This is a genomic window from Rhodococcus jostii NBRC 16295, from assembly GCF_001894825.1.
Classification (GTDB): domain Bacteria; phylum Actinomycetota; class Actinomycetes; order Mycobacteriales; family Mycobacteriaceae; genus Rhodococcus_F; species Rhodococcus_F jostii.
In genome coordinates, this window is record NZ_BCWY01000003.1 from 17,156 (window position 1) to 41,401 (window position 24,246).

The window sequence follows — 24,246 nt, forward strand, 5'->3', positions numbered from 1 at the left end:
TACGACCGTATGGGTACTTTCATGCAGACGGCTCGACGAGATGGTGCTCGTACGCATAGGCGGTGGCCGCAGACCTCGACGAGATGCCCAGCTTGACGAAGATGTTGCTCAGGTGCCGTGCGACCGTCTTCTCGCTGAGGAACAGCTCCGTCGCCACCGTGCGATTGCTCTTGCCCGCCGCGACGAGGCGGAGCACGCACACCTCACGCGGCGTCAGCGGCGTGGCGGCCGCCGCGTCGGGGTGGAACTCTGCCCGGAGGCGTTCGAGGTCCGGGACCGCGCCCAGTTGCCGGTAGGCGGCGGACGCGAGGTCGTGCTCCATCTGCGCGGTGTCTTCGTCGCCCAGGTCGCGGCACACCAGCGCGACCGATTCCCGGACGCGCGCGCACTCGTAGGGCGCCCCGATGTCCTGCCAGCGCCGCCACGCGTCGCGGAGGACGGTCAGTGCGTCGCCGGCCCGGCCTTCGGCGTGCAGCACCGATCCCGACGCCTGAGTGGACAGTGCAGACAGATAGGGAATCGCGAACCGTGTTGCCGTCGAGGCGAGTTCGTCGGCGGCAACGCGCGCTGCCGGGACGTCGCCGGCGGCGAGCTGGATCTCCACGTACGCGGGCAGCAGCCGGGCGCGTTCGACGGCGCCATTGGACTCGTCCACCGCGCAGCGGATCGAGGCGGCTGCGCTGCCGACCCGTCCCTGCGCCATCCGCAGCAGGGCGAGGCCGGGTTGCGGTTGCCTGCCCCACCGGTTCGCCTCCACGAACAACTTCTCGGCCTGGGCGATCTCGCCGCGCAGGCGGTGGAGATCACCCATCACGTAGGCGGCCGACCCCGCCGCGGCATGCGAGGCGAGCCGCTCGTGCGCCCGCCGGGCCGAGTCCATCGCCGTCGGCCAGTCGCCCTGCAGTTGCAGGATCTCGGCACGGTGGACGAGACACTGGCCGCGGTACGGCACGAGGTCGGGTTGTGAGGAGCACCATTCCTCCAGTGCCACAGTCCATTCCCTGGACCGGCGGAGATCGCAGATGTTCTGGCACTGCTCGATCACCGCGCAGTACACGATTCCCGCCACCACCGGGGACACCTCGTCGGACATCACCCCGACCATCGCCTCGTCGAACGCGGACACCGCCTCGGCAACGTGTCCCAGGAGCACGAGCGAATGGCCAGTGCCCAGAACCCCGAGCGTCGTCAGATCCGGGTCGGAGAACCGGGTGCCCGCCTCCGTCACCGCGAGGAAGATGTCGCGGGCGGCGGTGCCGTCACCCTCGTCGATTTTTCGCAGCCCCTGCGGCACCAGCAGGTAGCCGCGCTCGGCGCAGTCCACACCCGCGGTGTCCAGCAGTCGCTGGGCCTTGCTCAGCCAGCCGCCGCCGCGCGCCTGCTCGCCCCGCATGATCAGGACGAACGACAGCCAGAATGCGCACCGCGCGGACCGCACCGGTTGGCCCGCGCGGGACCACTCGCGCAGGGCCCGTTCCCACCAGTCGGTGCTGGCGTCGTCCTCACCGAGCAGGTACGCGGCGGTGGCGAGCAGTTCGAGATCTTCCCCGGGCAGCGGGTTCTGCCGGTCGGCGCTCGACAGTCGTGTGTAGGTGTCGCGCCAGTCTCGTCGATCGAAGGCCACCCGGCCCGTCCGGAGTTCCGACGCTGCGTCGGACATCACTGTCTCCTGCCGAAGATCTGCGCGCTGACCTGCTCGGATTTCAGACTACCGCCGCACCGGGCCGCCCGGGAACGTCGAATATCCCCTGCACCCTGTCGGTGCCTCGAGTCACACTGGGTCCAGACGCCAACGGATGGGAACTTCTGATGGTCGATGCGATAACGGCAGAGGGTCTGGTCAAGAAGTACGGCAAGGTCACGGCACTGGACGGGATCGACCTCGCGGTGCCGTCGGGAACGGTGATGGCGCTGCTCGGCCCGAACGGCGCCGGCAAGACGACCGCGGTGCGGGTCTTCACCACCCTTCTCGTCCCGGACGCCGGCCGGGCGCAGGTCGTCGGACTCGACGTCGTCCACGACGCGCGGGTGCTCCGATCCAGGATCGGGGCGTCGGGGCAGTACGCGGCCGTCGACGAGTACCTCACCGGATTCGAGAACCTCGAGATGGTCGGGCGGCTCTACCACCTCGGAGCCAAACGCAGTAAGGCGCGAGCCCGGGAACTGCTCGAACAATTCGACCTGGTCGAGGCGGGAGATCGTCCCGTCAAGGGCTACTCGGGTGGCATGCACCGCCGTCTCGACCTCGCGGGCGCGCTCGTGGCCGAGCCGGAGGTGCTGTTCCTCGACGAACCGACCACCGGGCTCGACCCCCGTGCCCGGCTGTCCCTGTGGGACGTCATCGACAATCTCGTCGCCAAGGGCACCACGCTTCTCCTGACCACGCAGTACATGGAGGAGGCCGAGCGCCTCGCCGACCAGATCGCGGTGATCGACCACGGTTCGGTCATCGCCCGCGGAACCGCCGACGAACTGAAGGACCGCGTGGGCGGTGAGCGCATCGAGCTGAGCGTCCGGGAGGGCGTCGAGCTCTCCGTCGTGCGCGACGAACTGGCCCCGCTCGCCGCCGGCGACATCCTGGTCGAAGACAACGTGCGCCGGGTGACGGTGCCGGTGACCGGCGGTGCCGACGCCCTCGTCGAGGCGCTGGGCCGGCTCTCGAACCGAGGAGTGAAGGTGTTCGACGTCGGTCTGCGCAGACCGACTCTCGACGACGTCTTCCTCACCCTGACCGGACACGAAGCCGAAGAGGAGCACGTCTCATGAGCGCCCAGCAGACGGCGTCCGTGCACACCGCGCTCGCGGACGGACTCACGATCGCCAAACGCAACATGATCAAGATCAAGCGCGTCCCCGACCTCATCGTGTTCACCACGTTGTCGCCGATCATGTTCGTGCTGTTGTTCGCGTACGTGTTCGGCAGCGCGATCCAGGTTCCCGGCATGTCCTACCGGGAATTCCTGATCGCCGGGATCTTCACGCAGACCGTCATCTTCGGCGCCACGTGGACGGGCCTCGGGATGGTCGAGGATCTGCAGAAGGGCATCATCGACCGATTCCGGTCGCTGCCGATGGCCCCGTCCGCGGTGCTCCTCGGTCGCACGTCCACCGACGTCCTGATCAACATCGTCAGCCTCGTCGTGATGTCGCTGACCGGTCTGATCATCGGGTGGCGCATCCACTCGAGCTTCGGTGAAGCCCTCCTCGGCTACCTGCTCCTGCTGCTCTTCGCCTACGCCCTGTCGTGGGTGATGGCGGTGGTCGGGCTCTGGATCCGCACGCCGGAAGTGTTCAACAACGCCAGCTTCATCGTCATCTTCCCGCTCTCGTTCATCGCGAACACGTTCGTCGAGACCACCAACCTGCCCGGACCGCTGAAGGTGATCGCGGAATGGAACCCGGTGTCCGCGGTGACGCAGGCCGTGCGGGAACTGTTCGGAAACACCAACCCGGACATGACCGTTCCCGACGCCTGGCCGTTGCAGCACCCGATCATCGCCTCACTGGGATGGTCGGCGGTGCTGCTGGTGATCTTCGTGCCGTTCGCGATCCGCCGGTACAAGAAGGCCGTCAGCCGCTGAAGCTGTGGCCTCAATTCGCTGCGGTGGGGATCACCCCCAACTGCTGGAGCATGGCGAGGACGTCCTTGTCCGACCACTTCTCCGCGATCCGCCCGTTCTCGATGCGGTGGATGACGGTGGCGGTCATCTCCATGTGGTTCCCCGTCGCGGGAATTCCGGGAAGATCACCCGTGTGCTTTCCGGTGCATAGCAGCCGGGTGACCACCTTGTCGCCCTCGGCCACCTGATCGTCGATCCGGTGCGTCCCCGGTGTGGCATCCCAGAACAACCGGAACTCCTGTTTCAGTCCCTCACGCCCCGGTGCGTCGAGACCGGGAAACGGCGCAGGTGAATGGTCGAGGTAGTTCTCGTCGACGAGTTCATCCAGTGCGTCGATGTTGCCCGCGTCGATCTCGGTGTAGAAACGCCGGATCAATTCCTTGTTCGTTTCCAGTGACATGACTCCATTGTCTGCCGCGCGGTTCCCGGCGTATACCCCATCTCCGCTGCGCGAACGGGACGCTCGTTGCGTCAGATCGAACCGGCGTCCTGTTCGTCCAGCGGTCGGCCGAGTTCGCGCGGCGAATCGACGTCGCGGCCCGATCCCAGGTCGGAGCAGTCGACCCTCTCGGCGCCGTGTGCCTCGAGGTATTTCCGTGCACCGGAGTCTCCGGTGAGGCTGCGCCGCAACGGGAGCCAGTGGTCCCGGCCGATCAGAACGGGGTGGCCCGGACGTCCGCCGTAGTGGGCCTGGCGGAGCGCAGTCCGGGCGTCGCCCTGCGGCACCGATCCCAGCCGGCACACGGCGTCGACGCCGAGGTCGGGGAGGTCGACCAGGGTGATGACGACGGCGTCGACGTCGTCGAACGTCGCCGCGACCTCCAGTCCCTTCCGCAGGGATGCGGAGAGCCCCGACTGCCAGTCCTCCGCGATCCCGACGGTCACCGCGACGCCGTCGGGCAGCAGGTTCTCGGCCTCGTCGGCGCGGGCGCCGAGCACCACCACGGTGTGCTCGCATCCGGCGTCCGTCAGCACTCGGACGCCACGGGCCAGCCACGGCTGCCCGTCCGCGCCGACGACGAGTGCCTTGGGCATGCCCATGCGCGAACCGGCGCCGGCGGCGAGCAGCACGCCCCCGATCGTCATCGAGTTCTCACCGGTCCGCGCTGCATGCGTCCAACCTACTTTTCCTCGGCGAAGTTCGCGTTGACGCGCTGGTAGAGGTAGTCCTCGGCCGTGATGTCGGGGTACTTGCCCGCCGGCCCGGAAATGACGACGTCGCGGTTGGCCTGGGCGAAGAACGCGAGGCTGTAGCGGGCGCCGTGGTCGCCGTCCGGTCCCGGATTCTTGACGCGGTGGAAGTTGGACGGCAGCCGGTCGTCACTCCACCGCATCAGCATGTCACCGATGTTGCAGGTGATCGCGTCCTCGGACGGCTCGATCGAGGTCCACTCCTCAGTCTCCATCTCCTTGCCCGGCAGCACCTGCAGCCCGCCCTGGCCTTCCTGCTGGAACAGGAGAGTGAGGCAGTCGAAGTCGGTGTGGGCGCCCGCGCGCCACAGGCCGAGGTCGCTGCGAAGGTGCTTCGGGATGGCAAAGTAGTGCAGCATCCGCAGGGTGCTCTGGTAGCTGTCCACCGACGGGTCGTGAGCCTGGGCGAAGAAGTCGCGCTCGAACCCCAGTTTGTCGGCGAAGCAGGACAACAGTCGCATCGCCACCGCCCAGCACTGTGCCTCGAAGCCGAGCATCGTGTCGCGGAAGCCGGCCAGTTCTTCCTCGGTGGGCCACAGATCGCCCATGCGGGGCCGGGTGATCTGGTACGACTCCTTCTCGTCCGGGACACCGATGGACGGGCGCACCTGTGTTTTACTCTCCCACCCGGAGTTGAAGGCTTTCTTCAGCGGGTACTGCGCCTTCACCGCCGGATCGAGGGCGAAGAACTGCTCGGACATCGCGAAGGCCCTGCGCACGTCGGCGAGGTCGATGCCGTGGTTGTAGACCTGGAAGAAGCCGACGTCGACCGCCGCGTCCCACAGCTGTTCGCTGATGTCCGAACGTCGAGCATCGAAGTCCGAGAGGTCGATTCGGCGTATCTCCCGGTCGGTGGTCTCCGTCCCGGGACCGCCCATGCGGGATTCCTTCGCGAGTTCGTTCAGCGTGTGGCTGCCGGTCATGTGTCGCTCCGTTCATGATTACATGCAATCTTGGTGTTCCACCCACTATGGCCACTGAAGATGACGATCAAGGATCCGGGTGTGACGTGCGCGTTAACTGGGTTGCCTGCATCGACCTGCAGAAACAGCCGAGTGACTTCATTACATGCAATATGAAGTCAGGGCCGATGTCGCTGCGTGCGCCGTAGACTGGCCGTGGCCTCGACACGGCGACAGTCGGAACGGACGGACACATGGTGGATCCGAAATCAGTCGGCGAACCTGCTCAGCAGGGCTTCGCGCAGCGATGGGGTGGCGCGGGCAGCATCGTCGACCTCGACGGGCCGGTGCACTGGGTCGAGTACGGCGAAGACACCGGGTCCCCGCCGGTGGTCATGGTCCACGGACTCGGTGGCTCGCACCTCAACTGGGTCCGGATCGCACCGATCCTCGCCGAGCGCACCCGGGTGCTGACCGTCGATCTCCCGGGATTCGGGCTCAGCCCGTCCGGACGTCGCCGGACCGGGGTCGGCGCCAACGCGAAAGTGCTGCACCGCTTCCTGCGTGACGTCGTCGGCCGCCCCGTGATCCTCATGGGCAACTCGATGGGCGGAATGATCTCGCTGTTCGAGGCGGCGGCGCACCCCGAGACGGTCTCGGCCCTGGTTCTCGTCGACCCCGCACTGCCTGTCGCGCAACGGATCCCGGACCCACGGATCGCCGCGCAGTTCGCGATGTACTTCACCCCGTTCGTTGGGGAGCGGTTCCTGCAGTACTCGAGCAGGAAGATGACGGACCGGCAGTTGGTCGAGCGAATGATCGATCTGTGCTTCGCCGACCCGAGCCGGGCGTCCGAGGATTCCCTCGACGCGGCAGCGGCGCTCGCGGGCTACCGGCGCGGACAGCCGTCCGAGGACGCGGCGTTCCTTCAGGCCAGCCGCTCACTGATGCGGGTGCTGGCGCGCCCGCGGCGATACCTCGACGTCATGCAGTCGATCGCACAACCCGTCCTCCTGCTCCACGGCGACCGCGACCGACTGGTCCCGGTCGCGGCGGCCCGCAAGGTGGCGACGGCAAACCCGCGGTGGGACAGCGTGATTCTCGCGGACGTGGGGCACACGCCGCAGCTCGAGGTTCCCGACACGTTGCTCGATCGCGTGCTGACGTGGGTCGACAGGCACGGTCTGATCGACGTCTAGATTTCGGCCGATCCGCCGGACCCGGCGATCGACTGCGCGAGTGCGCGGAACAGGTGCGTCAGTTCGGGCCGGGTCGCGGTTCCGCTGCGGACGACACCGCACACCGGGATGCGCAGACGGTCGTGGGCCTCGCGCAGGAAGCTCAGCCCCCTGCGGGGTGTCGCGTCGGCGGTGTCGGCGTACAGCACGGTCCACGACCGGGGTGTGGTGAGGACGTCGAGGGTGGCCGTGTGGTCGCTGGGGATCGACGGTCCGAGCATCACCCGCTGCCCGACCTGCCGGAACGCGTCCTCGACCACCGTGTGGATCAGGATCTGACTGCTGCGCGGCGGGAGCAGCAGCGGGTACGGCGCCAGTTCGCTCAGATCGACGCTGGAGACCCCGGCCAGCGGGTGTTTGCTCGACGTGACGATGACCAGGTCTTCGAGCCCGAACTCCACCGTTTCGAGGCCCGGCCGATCGACGCCGCCGCGGATCAGCGCGAGATCGGCGTCGCCCGACGCGACCGCGGTCATGCGGTCGGTGAAGTCCTTGATGACGAATTCGATGTCGAGCTGTGGGAAGTCTTCGCGGACAAGTGAAATCGCCTCGAGGCTCTGCGTCGCGAAGCTCATGCTCGCGCTGATGCGCAGCCGGTTGCGCGGATCGAGCCCCACCGACAGCGCGCGCGCCTCGAGACCCATCATCTCGGCGGCGATCGGCATCAGGCGCTCGCCGGCGGGGGTCAGCCGGGTGGCGCGCGTCGACCGCTCGAGCAGAGTGGTGCCCAACTCGTGCTCGAGTTTGGCGATCTGGTGGCTGATCGCCGACTGGGAGATGAAGCAGCGTTGCGCCGCGCGCGAGAAACTGCCCTCCTCGCCGACCGCGAGGAAGTAGCGAAGCTGTCGGAACTCCATGACTCGAGGTTACGTCTTCCTGTGCTGACTTATGAGCAATCGAGATAACACAATTTCGATTTCCCCAGCTTACTGGCGATTAACATCGGCCGATCCCTAATGTGGAGCTCATACGCAGCGCTAACAGATGCTCGAGGCAGTAGGAGGTTTTCGGTGGATCGCACACAGGTCGTCATCGTGGGATCGGGATTCGGCGCCCTCGCGGCGGCGAAGAAGCTCGGCAAGGCCGGCACACCGTTCGTGCTGATTTCCGAGACCACCGAACATCTGTTCCAGCCTCTCCTGTACCAGGTCGCCACCGGTGTCATCTCGCCCGGCGAGATCGCTCCGTCGATCCGCGCGATCCTCGCCAAGTACCCCAGCGGCGACGTCCGGCTGGGCCGCGTCGTCGACGTCGACCCGGACAAGAAAGAGGTCGTCTACGAGGCCGGCAGCATCCGCCACACCATCGGATACGACAGCCTCATCGCCGCGACGGGCGCACGGCAGGCCTACTTCGGCCACGACGAGTTCGCCGAGGTCACGTACGCGCTCAAGACCGTCGCCGACGCCGACCGGCTGCGCCGTCAGATCGTCCGCTGCTTCGAGGAGGCGCACACCACCTCCGACCCGGAGCGTCGCCGCGACCTGCTGCATTTCATCGTGATCGGTGCCGGCCCGACCGGTGTCGAACTGGCAGGTCAGATCAAGGAACTGGCGGGCCGCTACTTCGAGAAGTCGCTCCGCGACATCACGTCCGAAGACGTCACCGTCACCCTCGTCGAGGGTGCGAACGAGACGCTGCCGGTCTTCGGCGGCAAGCTCAGCAAGTACACCCAGGACTCGCTGGAGAAGGCGGGTGTCGAGGTGGTGCTCGGCACGATGGTCACCGACATCGACGACCACGGTGCCACGCTGTCGTCGCCGAGCACCGGCTTCGAGAAGCGCCTCACGGCCGACACGATCATCTGGTCGGCCGGCATCCAGGCCAACGACTTCGCCGCCGTACTCGCGGACCGGACCGGTTGTGAGACCGGCCGTGGCGGCCGCCTGCTGGTCGACGAGGACCTCACGGTGGGCCGCTACGACGATGTCTTCGCGATCGGCGACATGGCCTCGCTGAACAACCTGCCCGCGCAGTCGCCGTTCGCGATGCAGGGCGGCCGGCACGTCGCGGCAATCATCACCGGGAAGCGCGCCCTCGGAACGCCCTTCAAGTACCGGGACAAGGGCAGCATGGCCATCATCAACCGGTTCCGCGCCATCACCCGCGTCGGCAAGATCGAGCTCACCGGTGTGCTCGCCTGGTTCCTGTGGCTCGCCGTGCACCTCGTCTACCTGGTCGGTTTCCGCAACCGGTACGTCGCGGTGATGTCGTGGTTCGGTTCGTTCCTCGGACACCGCCGCCCGCACTTCCACTACGCCCAGGAGATCGAACCCGCCGAACTGACCGAGCAGCGAGAGGGCGCCGCGGCCTAGCATCGGTCGATGACCGTCACCAGCGCTGGAGTACTCCTGTATCGCACCGACGATGCGGGAGTGCTCCAGTTGTGGCTCGTGCACATGGGCGGCCCGTTCTGGGCGCGCAAGGACGAAGCGGCGTGGTCGATCCCCAAGGGTGAGTACGTCGAGGGCGAAGATCCCTACGCCGCCGCGTTGCGCGAGTTCGAGGAAGAGATCGGCGCGCCCGCACCGGCGGTGGAGTACGAATTGCTCGGACAGTTCAAGCAGCCGTCCCGCAAACTGATCACCGTCTACGCGGCGGAGGTGAACGAAGACGTCACCTTCGTCGAGAGCAACACCTTCGAGTTGGAATGGCCGCCTCGATCGGGGAAGCGGCAGCAGTTCCCGGAGGTCGACGACGCCCGCTGGTTCCCGGCGAGCGTCGCCGAGACCAAGCTGGTCAAGGGGCAGCGTCCGATCATTAGAGCCTTGCGCCTTCGGCGCCCGTGAGTACTTATTAACCGCGGAACGTTACTAAGTACTCACGGGCGCGGGAGCGCACGCCAGACGGCGGCCGGGTTCATCGGGATCCGGCGAAGCCGCGCGCCTGTGGCGTCGGCGATGGCGTTGGCCAGGGCCGGAGCGACCGGGTTGTACGGGGATTCGCTCATCGACTTGGCACCGTGCGGGCCCAGCTCGTCGTAGGTGTCCGCGAAGTACACCTCGGTGTCCGGCACGTCCACGAGCTGCGGGATGTGATAGTTCCGCAATTGCGGGTTGAGCACCGTTCCGGCGCCGTCGAGCAGGATCTCCTCGTACAGCGCGCTGCCGATCGCCTGAGCCACACCACCCTCGACCTGCCCGCGGCACTGCTGCGGGTTGAGGACCGTCCCGGCATCGGCCGCCTGGATCGACTGCAGGATCCGGACCTCACCGGTGACGGTGTCGACCGCCACCCGGAACGCGTGCACGTTGAACACCACCGAGCGGGGTGTGCCGTCGTGCCTGCCTTCGGCCCGGAGCGGTCCCTCGGGCACCAGCTTGTCCAGTTCGACGACCCGCCCGGCGACCTCGACCGCGTCGGGTGTCAGTGTGCAGTCGCTGTCCGGGTCGGCGCCGGCCACGCGGCGCGCGACCTCGAACAGCTGTTCCCGCAACCGGGTGCCGGCGAGGTGCACCGCCTTGCCGGCCACCACCGTGCCGGCGGAGCCGAACGCGCCGGTGTCGTGCCCGGCGACGTCGGTGTCGGATTGCAGCACGGTGATCCGGTCGGCGGTGGTGCCCAGTGCCGATGCGGCGAGTTGGGCGTGCACGGTGGTGGTGCCGTTGCCGAACTCGGCGGTGCCCACCCGAAGTTCGTACCGACTGCCTTCGACGAGGGTGCAGGACACGTCCGCGAAGTGCCCCCGCGGCGGGATGGTCGCGATCATGGACGCCGCCATGCCCTCACCGACCCGCCACTGCGGTCCGTCCGGCGGGCGCACGTCGTTGCCGCGGCGCAGTGCGGCCTCCGCAAGGTCGAGGCATTGGTCGAGCCCGTAACTGCCGTACGTGAGGTCGCCGTGCTCCACCTCGAAGTCGACGAAGTCGTCGCCCGGAACGACCACGTTGCGGCGGCGCAGCTCGAACGGATCGATGGACAGCTGCGTCGCCAGCTGATCGAGCGCGGACTCCACCGCGAAGATGATCTGGCCGAGCCCGTAGCCGCGGAACGCGCCGGACGGCAGGTTGTTGGTGTAGACGGCCTGTGCGTCCACCCTCTTGTTCGGCGACCGGTACAGCGCAACGGATTCGCTGCAGCCGTGGAACATCACCCCCACCGAGTGGTTGCCGTAGGCGCCGGCGTCCGAGAGCACGTCGACGGCGAGCGCGGTCAGCTTTCCGTCCCCGTCGGCCCCGACCTTCACCGCGACCCGCATGGGGTGCCGGCACGGGGCGATCGTGAACTGGTCGGACCGGGTGAGCTCGTACTGCACCGGTCTGCCGGTGCGCAGAACGGCGAGGGCCACGAGGTCCTCCACCAGCATCTCCTGCTTCGCGCCGAATCCGCCACCGACGCGGGCGGTGAACACCCGGACCTGTGAGCGGTCGAGCGAGAACAGGTGGGCGAGTTCGTCGCGGACCAGGAAGGGCACCTGGGTGCTGCTGCGGAGGGTGAGCCGTCCGTCGGAGTCGAGCCAGCCGACGGCAGCGTGGGTTTCGAGGTGCGTGTGCTGCACGCGTTGCGTCTGCCATGTCCCCTCGACCACCGCGCCCGTGGCCCGCGCCGCCGCGAGTCCGGCTGCGAGGTCGCCGACTTCGCCGTGGACTTCGGCCACCAGGTTGCGAGCCGGATCCGCGATCCGGGAATCGGCACCCTTGTCGCCGTGCAGCAGCGGCGCGCCGGGGCGGCGTGCCAGGTCGGGGTCGAAGACGGGTTCGAGGATTTCGTACTCCACCTCGATCAGTTCCAGTGCGCGCCTGGCGATGTCGACGGAGTCTGCGACGACCGCCGCGACGCGCTGGCCGCGGAACCGGAGCACGGTGTCGAAAATGTAGGTGTCGTCGGGGTCGTCGGTGCGGAATTCGTGGCGCGCCGTGGAGAAGGCGATATCGGGACTGTCGCAGTGGGTGAGCACCGCGTGGACGCCGGGCAGTTTCTCCGCAGCGGACGTGTCGAGGCGGGTGATGCGTGCGTGCGCGTGGGGGCTGCCGAGGATCTGGATGTGTGCGAGTCCGGCGACGGTGAGGTCGAGCGTGTACGGCTCGGCGCCGCACACCACGCGGGTGGCGGCGGGTGCGGGAATCGACCGGCCGAACGACTCACCGGCACTGTCCGATTCGGTGGTGCACACCCCACCGACGGCGTCGCGAATCGCGCGATACCCGGTGCAGCGGCACAGATTTCCCTTCAGGGAGCGCGGCAGGTCGGCGCGTTGGCTGTCGTCGAGTGCGGACGCGGTCACCACGATCCCGGGCGTGCAGAATCCGCACTGGAAACCGGCGGCGTCGACGAATTGCTGCTGCACGGGATGAAGTTGGTCCGGGCTGCCGAGACCGGCGGCGGTGGTCACCTCGCGGTCCGCGGCCCGATGTGCGGGCACGACACACGAGTGCACCGGACTGCCGTCGAGCAGGACGGAGCACGCACCGCAGTCGCCGGCGTCGCAGCCCTTCTTGACCGCGAACCGCTGCTGATCCCGCAGGAACGTACGCAGGCACTGACCGGGCCGGGGGTCGGCATCCACCGACTGCCCGTCGACCGTCAACTTCATGCCAGTTCCCTCCTGATCTCCTCGGCGAGAACTCCCGTGACGTGACGACGCCAGTCCGCGGCGCCGTGTGCGTCGGTCAGGTAGTCGTCGGGGGAAATCCGTTCCGACAGAGAACGGCTCAGCACGTCGGCGTCGGGGACGGCGGGGGATCGCAGCACGAACGGCCGGACCGTGGACGCCGTGACGGTCAGCGTGAAACCGTCCGCGCCGACGCGCCCGACGAGCAGCGCACCGGACCGTCCGAGCGGCGAATACGCGATCTTGCGCAGCGAGGTGCGCCCCCGCAACGCGGCGGCGGGGAGATGAATGCTGCGGATCAGGTCGCCGAGGCCGAGCGACGTGCGACCGGCGCCGGTGACGAACCGGTCTACCGGAACTCGGCGTTCACCCCCGTCGGCTGTCCAGATCAGCACTTCGGCGTCGAGCGCGCAGCACAGCGTGATCATCGCGCCGGCGGGGAGAGCCAGCGCGAGGTTGCCGCCGACCGTCGCGGTGTGCCAGATCTTCCACGACGCGACCAGCGACTCGGCGCACGGCCGGAACAGGTCTTTGGCCGCCCACTCGGCGGGAAGCGGTGCATTGCAGAGGTTCTCGATGGTGCACGTCGCAGCGAGTTCCAGCCCGTCCTCGTGCACGGTGATCGCCGGCCAGTCGAGGGTGGCCAGGTCTACCAACCGGGTGACCGTCGGCTGCGGTTCCGAATACAGCCAGGTTCCCCCTGCCAGATACGCCGTTCCGGGTTCCGGGGCGGGCAGGTCGTCGCGGCTGCGGGGGGCCGATATCTCCGTGACGAACGACAGATCCATGGTGTCAGCCGGCCTTGCGCACCAGGACCCGATGGGCCCGCTCGACCTCCGCGGCGACATTCTCCTCGTTCACGGTGATCACTCTCCCACGCTCGACGACGGTCCGCCCGTTCACCAGAAGCAACTCCAGTGGTGGAGTGACGCCGAGGACGAGCGCCGCCACCGGGTCGGTGATGCCGGAATGCGCGAGTGTGTCGACCCGCCACAGCGCGAGGTCGGCCAGTGTGCCGGGCTCGAGGGAGCCGAGTTCGTCCTCCCGGCCGAGCACCCGGGCCCCGCCGCGCGTGGCGAGTTCGAGGGCGGTGCGCACCGACATCTCGCGCGGGCCGCCGCGAGCCCGGGCGAACAGCACGGCGTGGCGGGCCTCCTCCAGCATGTTGCACGCCTCGTTGCTGGCGGCGCCGTCGACACCGAGACCCAGCGGAACCCCGGCCGTGTGGAGGTCCTTGACCCGGGCGATCCCGGCGCCGAGGCGGGCATTGGACGTGGGGCAGTGGGCGGCGCCGGTGCCGGTGCCGGCCATCGTGCCGATCGCGGCGTCGTCGAGGTGGACGGCGTGGGCGTACCAGACGTCGGGGCCCACCCAGCCGAGTTGCTCCATGTACTGCACCGGGGTGCAGCCGAACCGCTCGGCGCAGAAGTCTTGCTCGTCAAGGGTTTCCGCGAGATGGGTGTGCAACCGGACCCCAGCGGACCGGGCGAGCGCCGCGGCCTCGGTGAGCAGGTCGCCGGTGACGGAGAACGGGGAGCAGGGTGCCACCGCGACCCTCAGCATCGAGTCGGGCGCCGGGTCGTGCCAGCGGTCGATGACGTCCTGGGTGCCCTTCAGCACGTCGTCGAGACGCTCCACCACCGAGTCGGGTGGCAACCCGCCCTGACTGTGGCCGAGGTCCATCGACCCTCGGCAGGGGTGGAACCGCAGTCCGACGGTCTGCGCGGCCTCGATCTCCGCGCCGAACACGTCGCCGCCGTCGCGGGGCACGACGTAGTGGTGGTCGGTGGTGGTCGTGCACCCGTGTTTCGCCAGCCAGGCGAGACCGCCGGTGGCCGCGGTCCGGACGGCGTCGGCGTCGATGCCCGCCCAGATCGGGTAGAGGGTGGTCAGCCAGCCGAACAGGGTGTCGTCGGCGGCGAGCCCGCGGGTGATCCACTGGTACAGGTGATGATGGGTGTTCACCAGCCCCGGGGTGAGCAGGCAACCGTGTCCGTCGACCACCCGGGCGCCCTCGATGACCGGCGCGGGACCGGCGCCGACGTCGACGATGCGGTTGCCCCGCACCACCACGTAGCCGTCCGGATGCTCGGTGCCCGCGGCGTCGACCGTAGCGACGTAGGCGCCGGAGATGACGACCGTGTCGGGGGACATCAGCTGAGCCACCCCGCGTACGCGGACCATGCGGGCCCGGGGTCGGGAGCGTCGGAACGCTGCACCGTGGCCTGGATCAGGCCGTAGGGGCGGTCGGCGGCATGGAACACCTCGTTGTCGTTCTCCACGCCGAAGCGCGCGAGGTCGTGCGCGAAGTGGTGCTTGTTGGGCGCGGACAGGCGCACCTCCGCGAGCACCGGGTACCGCTCGAGGATCGCCTTGCCGATCTCGTACAGCGTCTGCTGCAGGGCGAGCGAATGGACGGTCGCGAACGTCGCGACGATCTGTTCTTTGATGCCGTCGTAGACACTGTTCCAGTCGACGTCGGTGCTCACGAATCGCCATTGCACGACAAGCGAAGTCGCCATCACCCGGTCGTGGGTCTCCTCGAGGATCGTGTACTCGTCCTTCAGGAAGCCGAAGAACTCGCTGCCGGTGGACTTGAGGATCACGAGGTCCTTCAGCCCGCCGACCACCCACGTGCCGTCGGCGTCGACGGTGACCGCCGCGGTCCGCACCTCCTCACCCTTGCGCACCCACGTGTGATCGTGCTCGGCCCCGTCGACCACGGCGCGCTGCCACGCGTATTCCTCGATCTCGATGCGCGCACCCTGAACCGGGGCGACATCGTCCACGAAGTGCCGTGCCAGCGTCAGACCGTACTCCTCGATGGAGTCGAGCCCCTTCTCCTTCGCGTAGGAGTACGCCGTCTGCTTCTGGGTGTCGGTGGGCAGCACCGAACTCTGGTCGCCGGCGAGGTGCGCCGCCGAGAAGTCGCCGCGCAGGCACGTCGACACGCTCACGTCCCGGATCTCGTGCCGGGGGGTGTCGCGGTAGATCCGCACGATGCGGTTCTCGGCCTTGCCGTACTGGTTGTCGCCCAGGACGATGGCGCCGGTGAGGTCGGTCATTCTTCAGCTCCCGCGGTAGGTGGAATAGGCGAAGGGGGACAACAGCAACGGGACGTGGTAACCGCGCTGCGGGTCGTCGAGGACGAACGTGACGCACACCTCCGGGTAGAACGTCTCCTGGCCGCGGGCGGCGAAGTATTCGCCGGTGTCGAAGGCCAGCGAATAGGTGGCCGCGATGAGACCCTCCGGCGCGATTTCGGCGATGCGGCCGTCCGCATCCGTCGCCGCGCTCGCGATGACATCGCCTTCAGGTGACAGCAGACGGACGTGCATCCCGGCCGCGGGTGTGCCGTCGGTGGCGTCGAGCACGTGGGTGCTGAGGATCTTGGACATCAGTGTGCCGTGTCTCCGATCTCGCCGAGAAGGCGTTCGAGGCGTATCCGGTTGATGGCGGCCAGTTCGGTCCGCAGGATCTTGCGCTCCGTGGCGCCGTCGTTGCCGAGGCGGTCGCGCAGCACGTCCAGCAGTTCCTGCGCCGACCGACCGGACGCGCACACCAGGTAGACGTGCCCGAACTTCTGCTCGTACTCCTCGTTACCGGCCCGCAGGCGCGCGCGGACGTCGTCGTCGGCGGCGGCGACCGCCGACTGTTCGCGAGCGGACGACGGGTTGTCCGCCCGGTCGCCGATCCTCGGGTGGCCGGCCAGGGCCGCGTCGATCTCGGACTCCGTCAGGTCGCCGAGCACGTTCTCGGCGGCGGTGTACAGCGCGTCGGCGGACGGAAACGGACGGCCGACGGCCATCCGCTGCGCCCACACCGTCGACGAGCAGCACTGCACGAGCAGATCGACGGCCCGCGCGTCGCTCAGTGCGTTGAACGAAATCAGGCCGGGCGGTTCGGTCATGAGGGCTCCTCGCTCGTGCGCCTTTTCGGTACCTCTGGCTACCACTATGGCGCACCGGTGGCGGTCAATTCGGCGATAAGCCCTGCTTCGTCGACCCTGGTGCTGTGTCCGTCCCGGATCAGCACTTCGCCGTCGACCAGCACGGTGTCGACGATCTGCCGGCTCCCGGTGGTCAACAGCGTCGCGCCCGGGTCGCGGACCGGCAGGCAACCGAAGTCGCGCTCGAAGCGGATCAGGGTCAGGTCGGCTGCGCCGCCGACGGCCACACCGTTCGGGCGGGACGCGAAACCGACATTCTCGTTTGCGCCGTTCGTCGCGAGGTCCATCATGGCGTCGAATCCGAACAGGTCGGCCGTCTTGCGATGCGCCCGCTGCACGTAGGCGCCCATGCGCAGCGTTTCGAGCATGTCCTGGGTGTCGTTGCTGGCGGCGCCGTCGACGCCGAGCCCGACCGCGATGCCCGCCTCGAGCATCTCCGGAACGGGAGCGACACCGCTGCCGAGGCGCATGTTGCTCATCGGGTTGTACGAGACGGCCACGCCGCGGCGCGCCAGCACCGCACGTCCGCGGGCGTCGAGTTCGCAGCAGTGCACGGCGAGCAACCGGTCCCACAGGAATCCGTTCGCGTCGAGGAAGTCGACTGCGCCCGCGCCGGCATGCTCGCGGCACATCACGTCGTCGGTGGGTGTCTCCAGCAGATGGATCGACACGGTCATGTCGCGTTCGCCCGCGAACCGTCGCACCGCCGCCATCCCCTCCGGGGTCAGCGACCGCGGGTTTGGGACGGCCAGACCGACCGTGACCCGGGTTCCCTCGGCCTGCTTGACCAGGTGGTCGGTGTGCTCGAGCACGCCGGGCAGCGGCTGCAGGAGGCGCGGGTCGACGCCCCATTTGCGCGTTGTGTCCGCGCGGTCCGCCACTCCGCGGCCGAGGAGCGCCCGCACGCCGGTGTCTTCCAGGGCGCGCAGCACCGCGTCGTGCACGTCCGGAGACGGATGCGGCCACATGTGCTCGACCAGCGCCGTGGTTCCGCTGCGCAGGGCGTCGAGGCTCGCGGCGACCGCGGCCAGGTAGGCCCGCTCCGGGGTGATGACCGCGGATTCCTCACCCACGGTCAGCAGCCAGCTGAGCAGCGGCTGCCCCTCGCCGATGCCGCGCATCAACGACTGCTGCAGGTGGGTGTGGGTGTTGACGAATCCGGGGATCAGATATGCCCCCGCACCGTCGACCGCTGTGGCCCCCGACGGTGCCGGAGCGGTCGGGCGGATCTCGGTGATCAGACCGTCGGCGATCAGGACGTCGCGGTGCGGCAGCCAGCTGCCGTTCGAGTAGACGGTGACATCGGAAATCAGATCGGCGTGCATCCGCATCCTCCATGGGTTCTCGGGAGTGCGGCTGGTTCGCGCCCGCCGGACACGGGTTCGCACATTGCTCGTTTCAGCCATGGGCAATGTGCTCCGAAATATAGCGGGATCGTGTTTCCATCAGATTTCCTGTGCAGAAACAGGTCTCGCGACAGCCGAGGCGCAGAAGTCGACGAGCGCCGTGAGCAGGGCTTCGCGCGCCGACAGCTGCGGTGCGTGGTCGCTGGCCAGGGTCACCACCGTCGCACCCGGCACCCGGGCCTGCATCGCACGCTGCGTCACGAGCGGCACCGAACGGTCGAGCGTCGCCTCGACGTACAGTCGCGGGACGGTGCCGAACCGCTCCGGCGTCCACGGCGGGGCCATCAGCCGCGCGGTTTCCAGCTGCGGCCGCAGCTTTCGCGCCGCTGCGATGGCGTCACCAGCCGTGGACTCGTGGAAGAACACGGCGGCCGCGGCCTCCGGGGGCACGACGGTCCCGGACCCGTCGGGGGTGGACTGCAGCCAGGCCGAGATCCCGACCGGTTCCGGCAGTCGGAGGTCCTCGCAGAGGTCGCCGAAGTTGCTTCCCGAGGGCAGCATCATTCCGGCGACGTACGCCACGCCCGCGATGCGGTGCGGAATGCGTTCGGCCACTTCGGTGGCGACGATGCCGCCGCCCGAGTGTCCGACGAGGAATACCGGTCCGTCCAGGGACGCGATGTGGGCGGTGACCGCGTCCGCGACGTCGTCCAGGCCGGTCCGGGCTCCGTCCGCCCAGCTCCCGACACCGGGAAGCTCGAGCGGGTGCGGCTCGTATCCGTTGTCACGCAACGGCTCCAGCAGTGTGTCCCACACCCAGCTCCCGGCCCAGGCGCCGTGGATCAGTACGACGTGCGCACGGCTCACCGGGCGGCCTCGCGTTCCGCCGCGGCCAGGACCCGTTCGGCCTCGCGTCCCGGGGCCGTGTTCTTCTTGCCGTGACGGGAACCCGCCAGCTTCGCCTTGATGTGCTCGCGGACCGTCACCGGCTCGTAGCCGTCGTCGGAGTCGCCGCACAGTTGCGGCAACGACGCGATTACCGCATCGACGTTGCCGTCGTGGAAGAACGCCGCCGACCGTCGGCGCTTGATCGTTCCGTCGACGACCGGGGGTGTGACGCGGTGCAGCGTCGACATCCACCGGTCGTTGGTGAGCCGGGCGGTGAGGTCGCCGAGATTGACGAGCAGCGCGTCCTCCGCAGGGCTCACGTCGTGCCAGCGCTCGTCCCGCCCGAGCACCTGCAGTCCGGCCACACGATCGGCCCACAGCACCGTGACCAGTCCGAAGTCGGTGTGCTCGCCCATGCCGGTGAGGTCGCCGTCGAGGGTGACGCTGCCCTCCGGCAGGGCGTAGTTGTTCATGCGGAGGACGTCGATGGAATGGTCGGTCAGGGCGGCGAAGAACTCCGGATCGAGCCCGAGGGCGTCGGCGAAGATCCGTGTCAGGGTGCGTGCGACGCGCTCGCCGTGCGCGTAGTAGGCCTGCACGGACTCCGTGAAGGCCACAATCTCGGGCCACACGTTCAGTCCGTAGTCGTCCTCGGACAATGCCAGGCCAGGAAACGAGCGGGCTTCGGTTCCGACGTTGTAGGCCTCGAAGAAGTCGTTCATACGGGTGGCCGACTCGACGCCCAGGCTCAGACTGAGAGACTCGCTCTTCGGCGGGCTGTACCCCCGGTTGGCACCCTCCACGCGATACGCCTTCTTCGCCTCGAGCGGAAGCGCGAAGAAGTCGTCGATGGCACCGGCGAGTCCGTCGATCACCGGGGCCGGGATGCCGTGGCCCAGGATCTGGATGAATCCGACGGTGGCGCAGGCGGAGTCGACCTCGCGCGCCACCCGGGCCCGCTCCGCGCCGGACCCGCCGGTGACGTACGGGGAGATGTCGATGACGGGGACGTCGAACGGCTCAGGCTCGGGCGGCAGCATGCGGCTCCTCGGAGGTGGTGGGAACGGGGTCGGAGTGGGCGACGACCGGGGCGGACGCGGCGCGGGCGGCGGTTCCGATCCGGGTGTGGTTGAACAGCAGGTTCAGGGAGAACGCGGAGATGGCGGCGAGGGTGATACCACTGCCCAGCAGGATCTGGGCGGAGGAGTTGAAGTGCTCGAACATGCCCTCGGCGAACTCGGGCAGCAGACCGATGCCCACCGACACCGCGACGATGGTGGTGTTGATCCGATCGCTGAGATCGACCTTACGGAGGGTGTTCATACCCACCACCGCGACAGTCGAGAACAGGATGATGCCGACACCGCCGACGACCGGTGCGGGCAGTGCCGCCACCACGGCACCCATCTTCGGGATCAGTCCGAGGACGATCAGGATGGCGCCGCTCGTGGCCGTGACGTACCGGCTGTGGACGCGGGTGGTGGCGACGGCTCCGACGTTCTGGGTGAAGATCGTGTCGACGAACGCGTTGAAGATGCCGCCGAGCACACCGGACATCGCGTCGCCGACGAGGCCGTGGGCCACGTCGCCCTTGGTGAGCGGCTTGCCGGTGATCTCGCCGAGCGCCAGCATGCTCGCCGTCGACTCCGCGAACACCACGGCCATCACGATGCTCATCGCGACCACCGCGGTGATCGGGAATTCCGGTGCGCCGAAGTGAAACGGTGCGGTGACGCCGAACCAGGAGCTGCCGGACACCCCGCCCAGGTCGATCAGGCCCATCGGAATCGCGACGAGCGTGCCGATGACGAGGGCGATGAGGACACCGAGCTGGGTCCAGATCCCGCGTCCGAGGCAGAGGAATCCGATCGCGACGAGCACGACGACGCCGGCGAGCATGATGTTGCCGGGATCGGCGAAACCGTCTGCCGTCGGATCGTTTCCGACGATGAGACCGGCGGCGACACCGATCAGGGAGATGCCGACGACGGTGAGGACGACCCCGGTGACGAGTGGTGGGAAGAACCGGATCAGTCTGGCGAAGGGGACCGCGAGCGCGAGTCCGACGAGACCGCCGGCCAGCATGGAACCGTAGACCGCCTGAAGCCCGTACTCCTGGGCGATGAGGATCATCGGTGTCAGCCCGGCGAACGTCGCGCCGCAGACGATCGGCAGTCGTGCGCCCGCCAGCTTCCCCACCCCGAGACTCTGGATGATCGTGATGATGCCGGCGATCAGCAGATCGGCGCTGATCAGCAGCGCGACGGTGGAGTTGTCGAGTCCTACTGCGGCACCGAAGACCAACGGGACGGTGATGCAGCCGGTGTACATGATCAGGACGTGCTGCAGACCGAAGGCCGCTTGCCGCACGAGGGGCAGGCGCTGGTCGACTGCGTGGAAGGACATGGGTCGATCTCCATCCGAGTGAAGGGAGCGTTCGAGTTCACGTTCTATTGAGCACGTCAATCTTTACTAAGCAGGGTCAATTTCGTTTCGTCCGTGTTATCAGTCGAGGTTTCCGCGAAATCCGGTGCTAGCGTTCGGCTCATGGACGAGGATCAACACCTGCTGGCCGTTGCGATCGGTACCGCGATCAGATCGGCCAGGCGCGACGCGGGGCTGACCCTGCGCGACGTGGCGGCGAAAACGGGACTGTCGCAACCGTTCCTGAGTCAGGCCGAGAACGGCCACTCGGTGCCCAGTGTGATGAACCTGCACCGGGTGGCCCAGGTGCTGGGCACCACGGCGCATGCCCTGCTCGAGCAGGGTGCGCGCACGCCGACCAGTCTGGTGCGTAGTCGGGAGGGCAGACGCTTCGCGCTGTCGGACGGTGCCGTGCTCCGGTTCTGCTCCACGGGTGCGCGGGCCATGGAACCGAACGAGGTGACCGCCCAACCGGGTTCGCAGGCCGGGGAACACACCGAACACGCCGGTGAAGAATTCATCTACGTCATCGAGGGCCGAATCCGCGTGGAGGTGGGGGTGGAGGAGAGCTATGTGCTCGAGCGGGGCGACACACTCTACTACCCCGCCACCGTGCCGCACCGGTGGTTCAACGACGCCGCCGAACCGGCCCGGTTCCTCATCACGAGCACCCCGCCGTCCTTCTGACGCTCAGCGACCGAACCCCTCGAGCAGTCCGGTGTACGCCTTGGGCAGGGGAGGCGCGAACTCTCCGCGCGCACCGGTCCGGAGACCGAGCGTCACGAGGGACTGCACCATGAGGGTGGCCGCCGCCACACCGTCGACCACGGGCACCCCGAGTTCCGCCGAGATGACGGCGCACAGGTCAGCCATGCCCGCGCAGCCCAGCACGATCGCGTCCGAACCGTCCTCGTCGAGGGCGACCCGGCACGCTTCGGTGATCACCTTCACGGCATCGGGGTCGCGGTCGAGGTCGAGGACCGCGATCTCGCACGCGTGTACGCCGAGGCAGAAGCGTTGCATGCCATACCGTTCGGCCAGTTCCCACGCCCGTCCCCGGGTGCGTCCCAGCGTCGTGACGACGCTGAACCCGCGCCCGAGGAAGCTCGCGGCGTGCATGGCCGCCTCCGCGATTCCGAGCACGGGTCCGGACGCCAGTTCACGGGCCGCGTCGAGGCCCGGGTCGCCGAAACAGGCGATCACGTAACCGTCCACCCCCGCCTCCTCGCCGCGGGCGATCTCCTCGAGAAGCCCGGGGACGCTGAGCGCTTCGTCGTAGTGACTCTCGATCGACGCGGGACCCATCGTCGGGCTCACCGCCTCGACGAGCGTCCCGAGGCCCGCGACGGAGCGGGCGCAGTCGCCGATCTTGTCGGTCATCGACTGCGTGGTGTTGGGATTGACGACCTTGATGAGCACGATGTTTCGAACCTACGCTTCGATCGGGGCCGCGCGATTCGCGCGACGGGCGCCGGCGGACAACAGGAGATAGCAGGTGAATCCGACGCCCATGCCCAGGAACCACGAGTACTGGGCAGCGCCCGCCATGCCCCACACGTCGAGTCCGAACGGCTGCGCCTTGAAGACGACGGGCACGACGGCGACCAGCGCTCCGACGACGGTGGAGATGATCGCGGCCGGGTTGTAACCCTTCTTGTACCAGTATGTTCCGCCCTCGGACATGGTGAACATGTCGTCGACGATCACCCGCTGCCTGCGCACCAGGTAGTAGTCCGCGATGAGGATGCCGAACAGCGGGCCGATGAACGCGCCCAGCGTCTCGAGCGTGTAGTGAATCACCTCGGGATTGTTGTACAGATTCCACGGCGTGATCAGGACGGATCCGACGGCGGCGATCATCCCGCCGGTCCGCCAGCTGATCCGCTGCGGGCTGACGTGGGAGAAGTCGAACGCCGGGGAGACGAAGTTGGCGACGATGTTGATGCCGATGGTCGCGACGATGAAGGTGAGCAGGCCGAGCACCACGGCGAACAGGTTGTCCATCTGCGCCACCGTCTCGACCGGATCGGTGATCAGGCGCCCGTACACGGGCAGGGTCGCGGAGGCGGTGACGACGGTGAGGATCGAGAAGAACAGGAAGTTGACCGGGAGGCCGAGGAAGTTGCCGCGCTTCACCGCGGCGAACGTCTTGCCGTACCGGGAGAAGTCGCCGAAGTTGAGCATCGGGCCCGAGAAGTACGACACGACAAGGGCGATCGCGCCCAGCACCACGGGCACGGCCGACCAGCCGGTGTAGTTGACCTCGCCGAGGTTCAGGCTGATGTTCGACCAGCCGGCCTCGCTGATCAGGTAGATCGCGAGCATCATCATCACCACGTAGACCGCGGGGCCGCAGAAGTCGATGAACTTGCGGATGCTCTCCATGCCGCGCCAGAACACCAGCGCCTGCAGCACCCACATCGTCATGAATCCGGCCCAGCCGAGCGCCGACAGCCCGAGGAATCCGTGCTCGTGCACGTCCGCCCACGGTGCCAGGCCCGGCCAGATCTTCAGACCGAGGATCACGAACGCGTGCGACGCCAGGTAGGTCTGGATTCCGTACCACGCCACCGCGATGAGTCCACGGATGATGGCAGGCACGTTGGCACCCAGAACGCCGAAAGCGCTGCGGCACATGACCGGGTACGGAACGCCGGTGACCTGGCTGGGCTTGGCCACCAGGTTCGCGAACACGTTGACGATCGCGATACCGACCACCAGGGCGACGAGAACCTGCCAACTCGTCAGGCCGAGCGCGAACAGGCTGCCCGCGGTCACGTACCCGCCGACGCTGTGCACGTCGGACATCCAGAACGCGAAGATGTTGTACGAAGACCACGACTGCGTCTTCAGCGGCGCGAGGTCGTCGTTGGTCAGTCGCGGGTGATAGCCGGGCTTGATGAGCCCCGCGCCGGCCAGGTGTGCACCGGGGACGGTTCCCCCTTCGGAGGAGGGCGCTGTCTGAGTCATCGTTTTGCTCCCTGGTGCAGTCCGGAGATGACTGCGTCGACGTAAGGGTGCCTCGGTGAAAAGCACACCACCGAAGCGCTGGGAGCAAAAGTAGTTTTCGGATATTTCCTGGTTGTGACAGCGAAGATATATTCTCAGCGGCGCTCGGTCGAGCCGAGAATATATCT

At 68.0% G+C, this 24,246-nt stretch carries 23 protein-coding genes; 6 read left to right on the forward strand and 17 right to left on the reverse strand.

All coding sequences use genetic code 11. From position 1 onward, the window contains the following. Positions 1-19: 19 nt before the first annotated feature. Positions 20-1,660: a helix-turn-helix transcriptional regulator gene (locus tag RJ1_RS02820; RefSeq protein ID WP_073358381.1), complete on the reverse strand. Its 1,641-nt coding sequence runs from the start codon at positions 1,658-1,660 to the stop codon at positions 20-22. A gap of 149 nt (positions 1,661-1,809) precedes the next feature. Between RJ1_RS02820 and RJ1_RS02825 the strand changes: the two genes are divergently transcribed. After that, entirely contained in the window at positions 1,810-2,766 is a 957-nt protein-coding gene (locus RJ1_RS02825; RefSeq protein ID WP_073358382.1) for an ATP-binding cassette domain-containing protein, read from the forward strand. Next, a complete protein-coding gene (locus RJ1_RS02830; protein WP_073358383.1) occupies positions 2,763-3,581 on the forward strand; it encodes an ABC transporter permease in 819 nt (272 codons plus the stop codon). The genes RJ1_RS02825 and RJ1_RS02830 overlap by 4 nt, the downstream gene beginning before the upstream one ends. Before the next feature lie 10 nt (positions 3,582-3,591). Here RJ1_RS02830 and RJ1_RS02835 read toward each other — a convergent pair whose 3' ends face one another. From RJ1_RS02835 to RJ1_RS02845, 3 genes are all read right to left on the reverse strand, one after another. After that, on the reverse strand, positions 3,592-4,020 hold the full coding sequence (locus RJ1_RS02835; protein WP_073358384.1) for an ester cyclase: 429 nt from the start codon (positions 4,018-4,020) through the stop codon (positions 3,592-3,594). 71 nt (positions 4,021-4,091) lie between these two features. Then, positions 4,092-4,706: a nucleotidyltransferase family protein gene (locus tag RJ1_RS02840; protein WP_073358385.1), complete on the reverse strand. Its 615-nt coding sequence runs from the start codon at positions 4,704-4,706 to the stop codon at positions 4,092-4,094. Positions 4,707-4,741: 35 nt separating this feature from the next. After that, a complete protein-coding gene (locus RJ1_RS02845) occupies positions 4,742-5,734 on the reverse strand; it encodes an isopenicillin N synthase family dioxygenase (RefSeq protein ID WP_073358386.1) in 993 nt (330 codons plus the stop codon). A 233-nt stretch (positions 5,735-5,967) separates the two neighbouring features. Between RJ1_RS02845 and RJ1_RS02850 the strand changes: the two genes are divergently transcribed. Beyond that, positions 5,968-6,912, forward strand: a complete 945-nt coding sequence (locus tag RJ1_RS02850) for an alpha/beta fold hydrolase (protein WP_073358387.1) — start codon at positions 5,968-5,970, stop codon at positions 6,910-6,912. Here the strand turns inward: RJ1_RS02850 and RJ1_RS02855 are convergent. After that, on the reverse strand, positions 6,909-7,808 hold the full coding sequence (locus RJ1_RS02855; RefSeq protein WP_073358388.1) for a LysR family transcriptional regulator: 900 nt from the start codon (positions 7,806-7,808) through the stop codon (positions 6,909-6,911). The genes RJ1_RS02850 and RJ1_RS02855 overlap by 4 nt on opposite strands. Positions 7,809-7,961: 153 nt before the next feature. On the opposite strand from RJ1_RS02855, the gene RJ1_RS02860 reads away from it, so the two are divergent. Further along, positions 7,962-9,266 carry an NAD(P)/FAD-dependent oxidoreductase gene (locus tag RJ1_RS02860; RefSeq protein ID WP_073358389.1) on the forward strand — a complete coding sequence of 435 codons (1,305 nt, stop codon included), beginning with the start codon at positions 7,962-7,964 and terminating at the stop codon, positions 9,264-9,266. 9 nt (positions 9,267-9,275) lie between these two features. Next, positions 9,276-9,740, forward strand: a complete 465-nt coding sequence (locus RJ1_RS02865) for an NUDIX hydrolase (RefSeq protein WP_073358390.1) — start codon at positions 9,276-9,278, stop codon at positions 9,738-9,740. Positions 9,741-9,772: 32 nt separating this feature from the next. Here RJ1_RS02865 and RJ1_RS02870 read toward each other — a convergent pair whose 3' ends face one another. From RJ1_RS02870 to RJ1_RS02915, 10 genes are all read right to left on the reverse strand, one after another. Beyond that, on the reverse strand, positions 9,773-12,484 hold the full coding sequence (locus tag RJ1_RS02870) for a molybdopterin-dependent oxidoreductase (protein ID WP_073358391.1): 2,712 nt from the start codon (positions 12,482-12,484) through the stop codon (positions 9,773-9,775). After that, positions 12,481-13,290 (reverse strand): FAD binding domain-containing protein, encoded by an 810-nt coding sequence (locus tag RJ1_RS02875; RefSeq protein ID WP_073358392.1) that lies wholly within the window; start codon positions 13,288-13,290, stop codon positions 12,481-12,483. The genes RJ1_RS02870 and RJ1_RS02875 overlap by 4 nt, the downstream gene beginning before the upstream one ends. Positions 13,291-13,294: 4 nt before the next feature. Further along, entirely contained in the window at positions 13,295-14,656 is a 1,362-nt protein-coding gene (locus tag RJ1_RS02880; protein ID WP_501193843.1) for an 8-oxoguanine deaminase, read from the reverse strand. Next, positions 14,656-15,567 (reverse strand): factor-independent urate hydroxylase, encoded by a 912-nt coding sequence (gene pucL / locus RJ1_RS02885; RefSeq protein ID WP_073358394.1) that lies wholly within the window; start codon positions 15,565-15,567, stop codon positions 14,656-14,658. Before pucL ends, RJ1_RS02880 begins: the two co-directional genes overlap by 1 nt. Positions 15,568-15,570: 3 nt before the next feature. Next, positions 15,571-15,900 carry a hydroxyisourate hydrolase gene (gene uraH / locus RJ1_RS02890; RefSeq protein WP_073358395.1) on the reverse strand — a complete coding sequence of 110 codons (330 nt, stop codon included), beginning with the start codon at positions 15,898-15,900 and terminating at the stop codon, positions 15,571-15,573. Continuing rightward, complete coding sequence (gene uraD / locus RJ1_RS02895; RefSeq protein WP_073358396.1) at positions 15,900-16,412, reverse strand: 2-oxo-4-hydroxy-4-carboxy-5-ureidoimidazoline decarboxylase; 513 nt, start codon at positions 16,410-16,412, stop codon at positions 15,900-15,902. Before uraD ends, uraH begins: the two co-directional genes overlap by 1 nt. A gap of 44 nt (positions 16,413-16,456) precedes the next feature. Continuing rightward, a complete protein-coding gene (locus RJ1_RS02900) occupies positions 16,457-17,776 on the reverse strand; it encodes an amidohydrolase family protein (RefSeq protein ID WP_073358663.1) in 1,320 nt (439 codons plus the stop codon). A 120-nt stretch (positions 17,777-17,896) separates the two neighbouring features. Then, entirely contained in the window at positions 17,897-18,664 is a 768-nt protein-coding gene (locus RJ1_RS02905) for an alpha/beta fold hydrolase (protein ID WP_073358397.1), read from the reverse strand. After that, entirely contained in the window at positions 18,661-19,725 is a 1,065-nt protein-coding gene (locus RJ1_RS02910) for an isopenicillin N synthase family dioxygenase (RefSeq protein ID WP_073358398.1), read from the reverse strand. Before RJ1_RS02910 ends, RJ1_RS02905 begins: the two co-directional genes overlap by 4 nt. Further along, positions 19,706-21,091: a uracil-xanthine permease family protein gene (locus RJ1_RS02915; RefSeq protein WP_073358399.1), complete on the reverse strand. Its 1,386-nt coding sequence runs from the start codon at positions 21,089-21,091 to the stop codon at positions 19,706-19,708. Before RJ1_RS02915 ends, RJ1_RS02910 begins: the two co-directional genes overlap by 20 nt. 141 nt (positions 21,092-21,232) lie before the next feature. On the opposite strand from RJ1_RS02915, the gene RJ1_RS02920 reads away from it, so the two are divergent. After that, positions 21,233-21,796, forward strand: a complete 564-nt coding sequence (locus RJ1_RS02920; protein WP_073358400.1) for a helix-turn-helix domain-containing protein — start codon at positions 21,233-21,235, stop codon at positions 21,794-21,796. A gap of 3 nt (positions 21,797-21,799) precedes the next feature. Here RJ1_RS02920 and RJ1_RS02925 read toward each other — a convergent pair whose 3' ends face one another. Both RJ1_RS02925 and RJ1_RS02930 read right to left on the reverse strand, forming a co-directional pair. Beyond that, on the reverse strand, positions 21,800-22,528 hold the full coding sequence (locus RJ1_RS02925) for an aspartate/glutamate racemase family protein (protein WP_073358401.1): 729 nt from the start codon (positions 22,526-22,528) through the stop codon (positions 21,800-21,802). A gap of 12 nt (positions 22,529-22,540) precedes the next feature. Next, positions 22,541-24,079, reverse strand: a complete 1,539-nt coding sequence (locus tag RJ1_RS02930) for an NCS1 family nucleobase:cation symporter-1 (protein ID WP_073358402.1) — start codon at positions 24,077-24,079, stop codon at positions 22,541-22,543. Positions 24,080-24,246 lie beyond the last annotated feature (167 nt).

Bases quoted from the DNA above. Each gene is read 5' to 3' on its own strand.
- RJ1_RS02845 (WP_073358386.1), bottom strand. From the start codon at position 5,734: ATGACCGGCAGCCACACGCTGAACGAACTCGCGAAGGAATCCCGCATG.
- RJ1_RS02825 (WP_073358382.1), top strand. From the start codon at position 1,810: ATGGTCGATGCGATAACGGCAGAGGGTCTGGTCAAGAAGTACGGCAAG.
- RJ1_RS02920 (WP_073358400.1), top strand. From the start codon at position 21,233: ATGGACGAGGATCAACACCTGCTGGCCGTTGCGATCGGTACCGCGATC.
- RJ1_RS02870 (WP_073358391.1), bottom strand. From the start codon at position 12,484: ATGAAGTTGACGGTCGACGGGCAGTCGGTGGATGCCGACCCCCGGCCC.
- uraH (WP_073358395.1), bottom strand. From the start codon at position 15,900: ATGTCCAAGATCCTCAGCACCCACGTGCTCGACGCCACCGACGGCACA.
- RJ1_RS02875 (WP_073358392.1), bottom strand. From the start codon at position 13,290: ATGGATCTGTCGTTCGTCACGGAGATATCGGCCCCCCGCAGCCGCGAC.
- RJ1_RS02865 (WP_073358390.1), top strand. From the start codon at position 9,276: ATGACCGTCACCAGCGCTGGAGTACTCCTGTATCGCACCGACGATGCG.
- RJ1_RS02830 (WP_073358383.1), top strand. From the start codon at position 2,763: ATGAGCGCCCAGCAGACGGCGTCCGTGCACACCGCGCTCGCGGACGGA.
- RJ1_RS02840 (WP_073358385.1), bottom strand. From the start codon at position 4,706: ATGACGATCGGGGGCGTGCTGCTCGCCGCCGGCGCCGGTTCGCGCATG.
- RJ1_RS02820 (WP_073358381.1), bottom strand. From the start codon at position 1,660: ATGTCCGACGCAGCGTCGGAACTCCGGACGGGCCGGGTGGCCTTCGAT.
- RJ1_RS02930 (WP_073358402.1), bottom strand. From the start codon at position 24,079: ATGACTCAGACAGCGCCCTCCTCCGAAGGGGGAACCGTCCCCGGTGCA.
- RJ1_RS02850 (WP_073358387.1), top strand. From the start codon at position 5,968: ATGGTGGATCCGAAATCAGTCGGCGAACCTGCTCAGCAGGGCTTCGCG.
- RJ1_RS02880 (WP_501193843.1), bottom strand. From the start codon at position 14,656: ATGTCCCCCGACACGGTCGTCATCTCCGGCGCCTACGTCGCTACGGTC.
- RJ1_RS02910 (WP_073358398.1), bottom strand. From the start codon at position 19,725: ATGCTGCCGCCCGAGCCTGAGCCGTTCGACGTCCCCGTCATCGACATC.
- RJ1_RS02855 (WP_073358388.1), bottom strand. From the start codon at position 7,808: ATGGAGTTCCGACAGCTTCGCTACTTCCTCGCGGTCGGCGAGGAGGGC.
- RJ1_RS02915 (WP_073358399.1), bottom strand. From the start codon at position 21,091: ATGTCCTTCCACGCAGTCGACCAGCGCCTGCCCCTCGTGCGGCAAGCG.
- RJ1_RS02900 (WP_073358663.1), bottom strand. From the start codon at position 17,776: ATGCACGCCGATCTGATTTCCGATGTCACCGTCTACTCGAACGGCAGC.
- pucL (WP_073358394.1), bottom strand. From the start codon at position 15,567: ATGACCGACCTCACCGGCGCCATCGTCCTGGGCGACAACCAGTACGGC.
- uraD (WP_073358396.1), bottom strand. From the start codon at position 16,412: ATGACCGAACCGCCCGGCCTGATTTCGTTCAACGCACTGAGCGACGCG.
- RJ1_RS02835 (WP_073358384.1), bottom strand. From the start codon at position 4,020: ATGTCACTGGAAACGAACAAGGAATTGATCCGGCGTTTCTACACCGAG.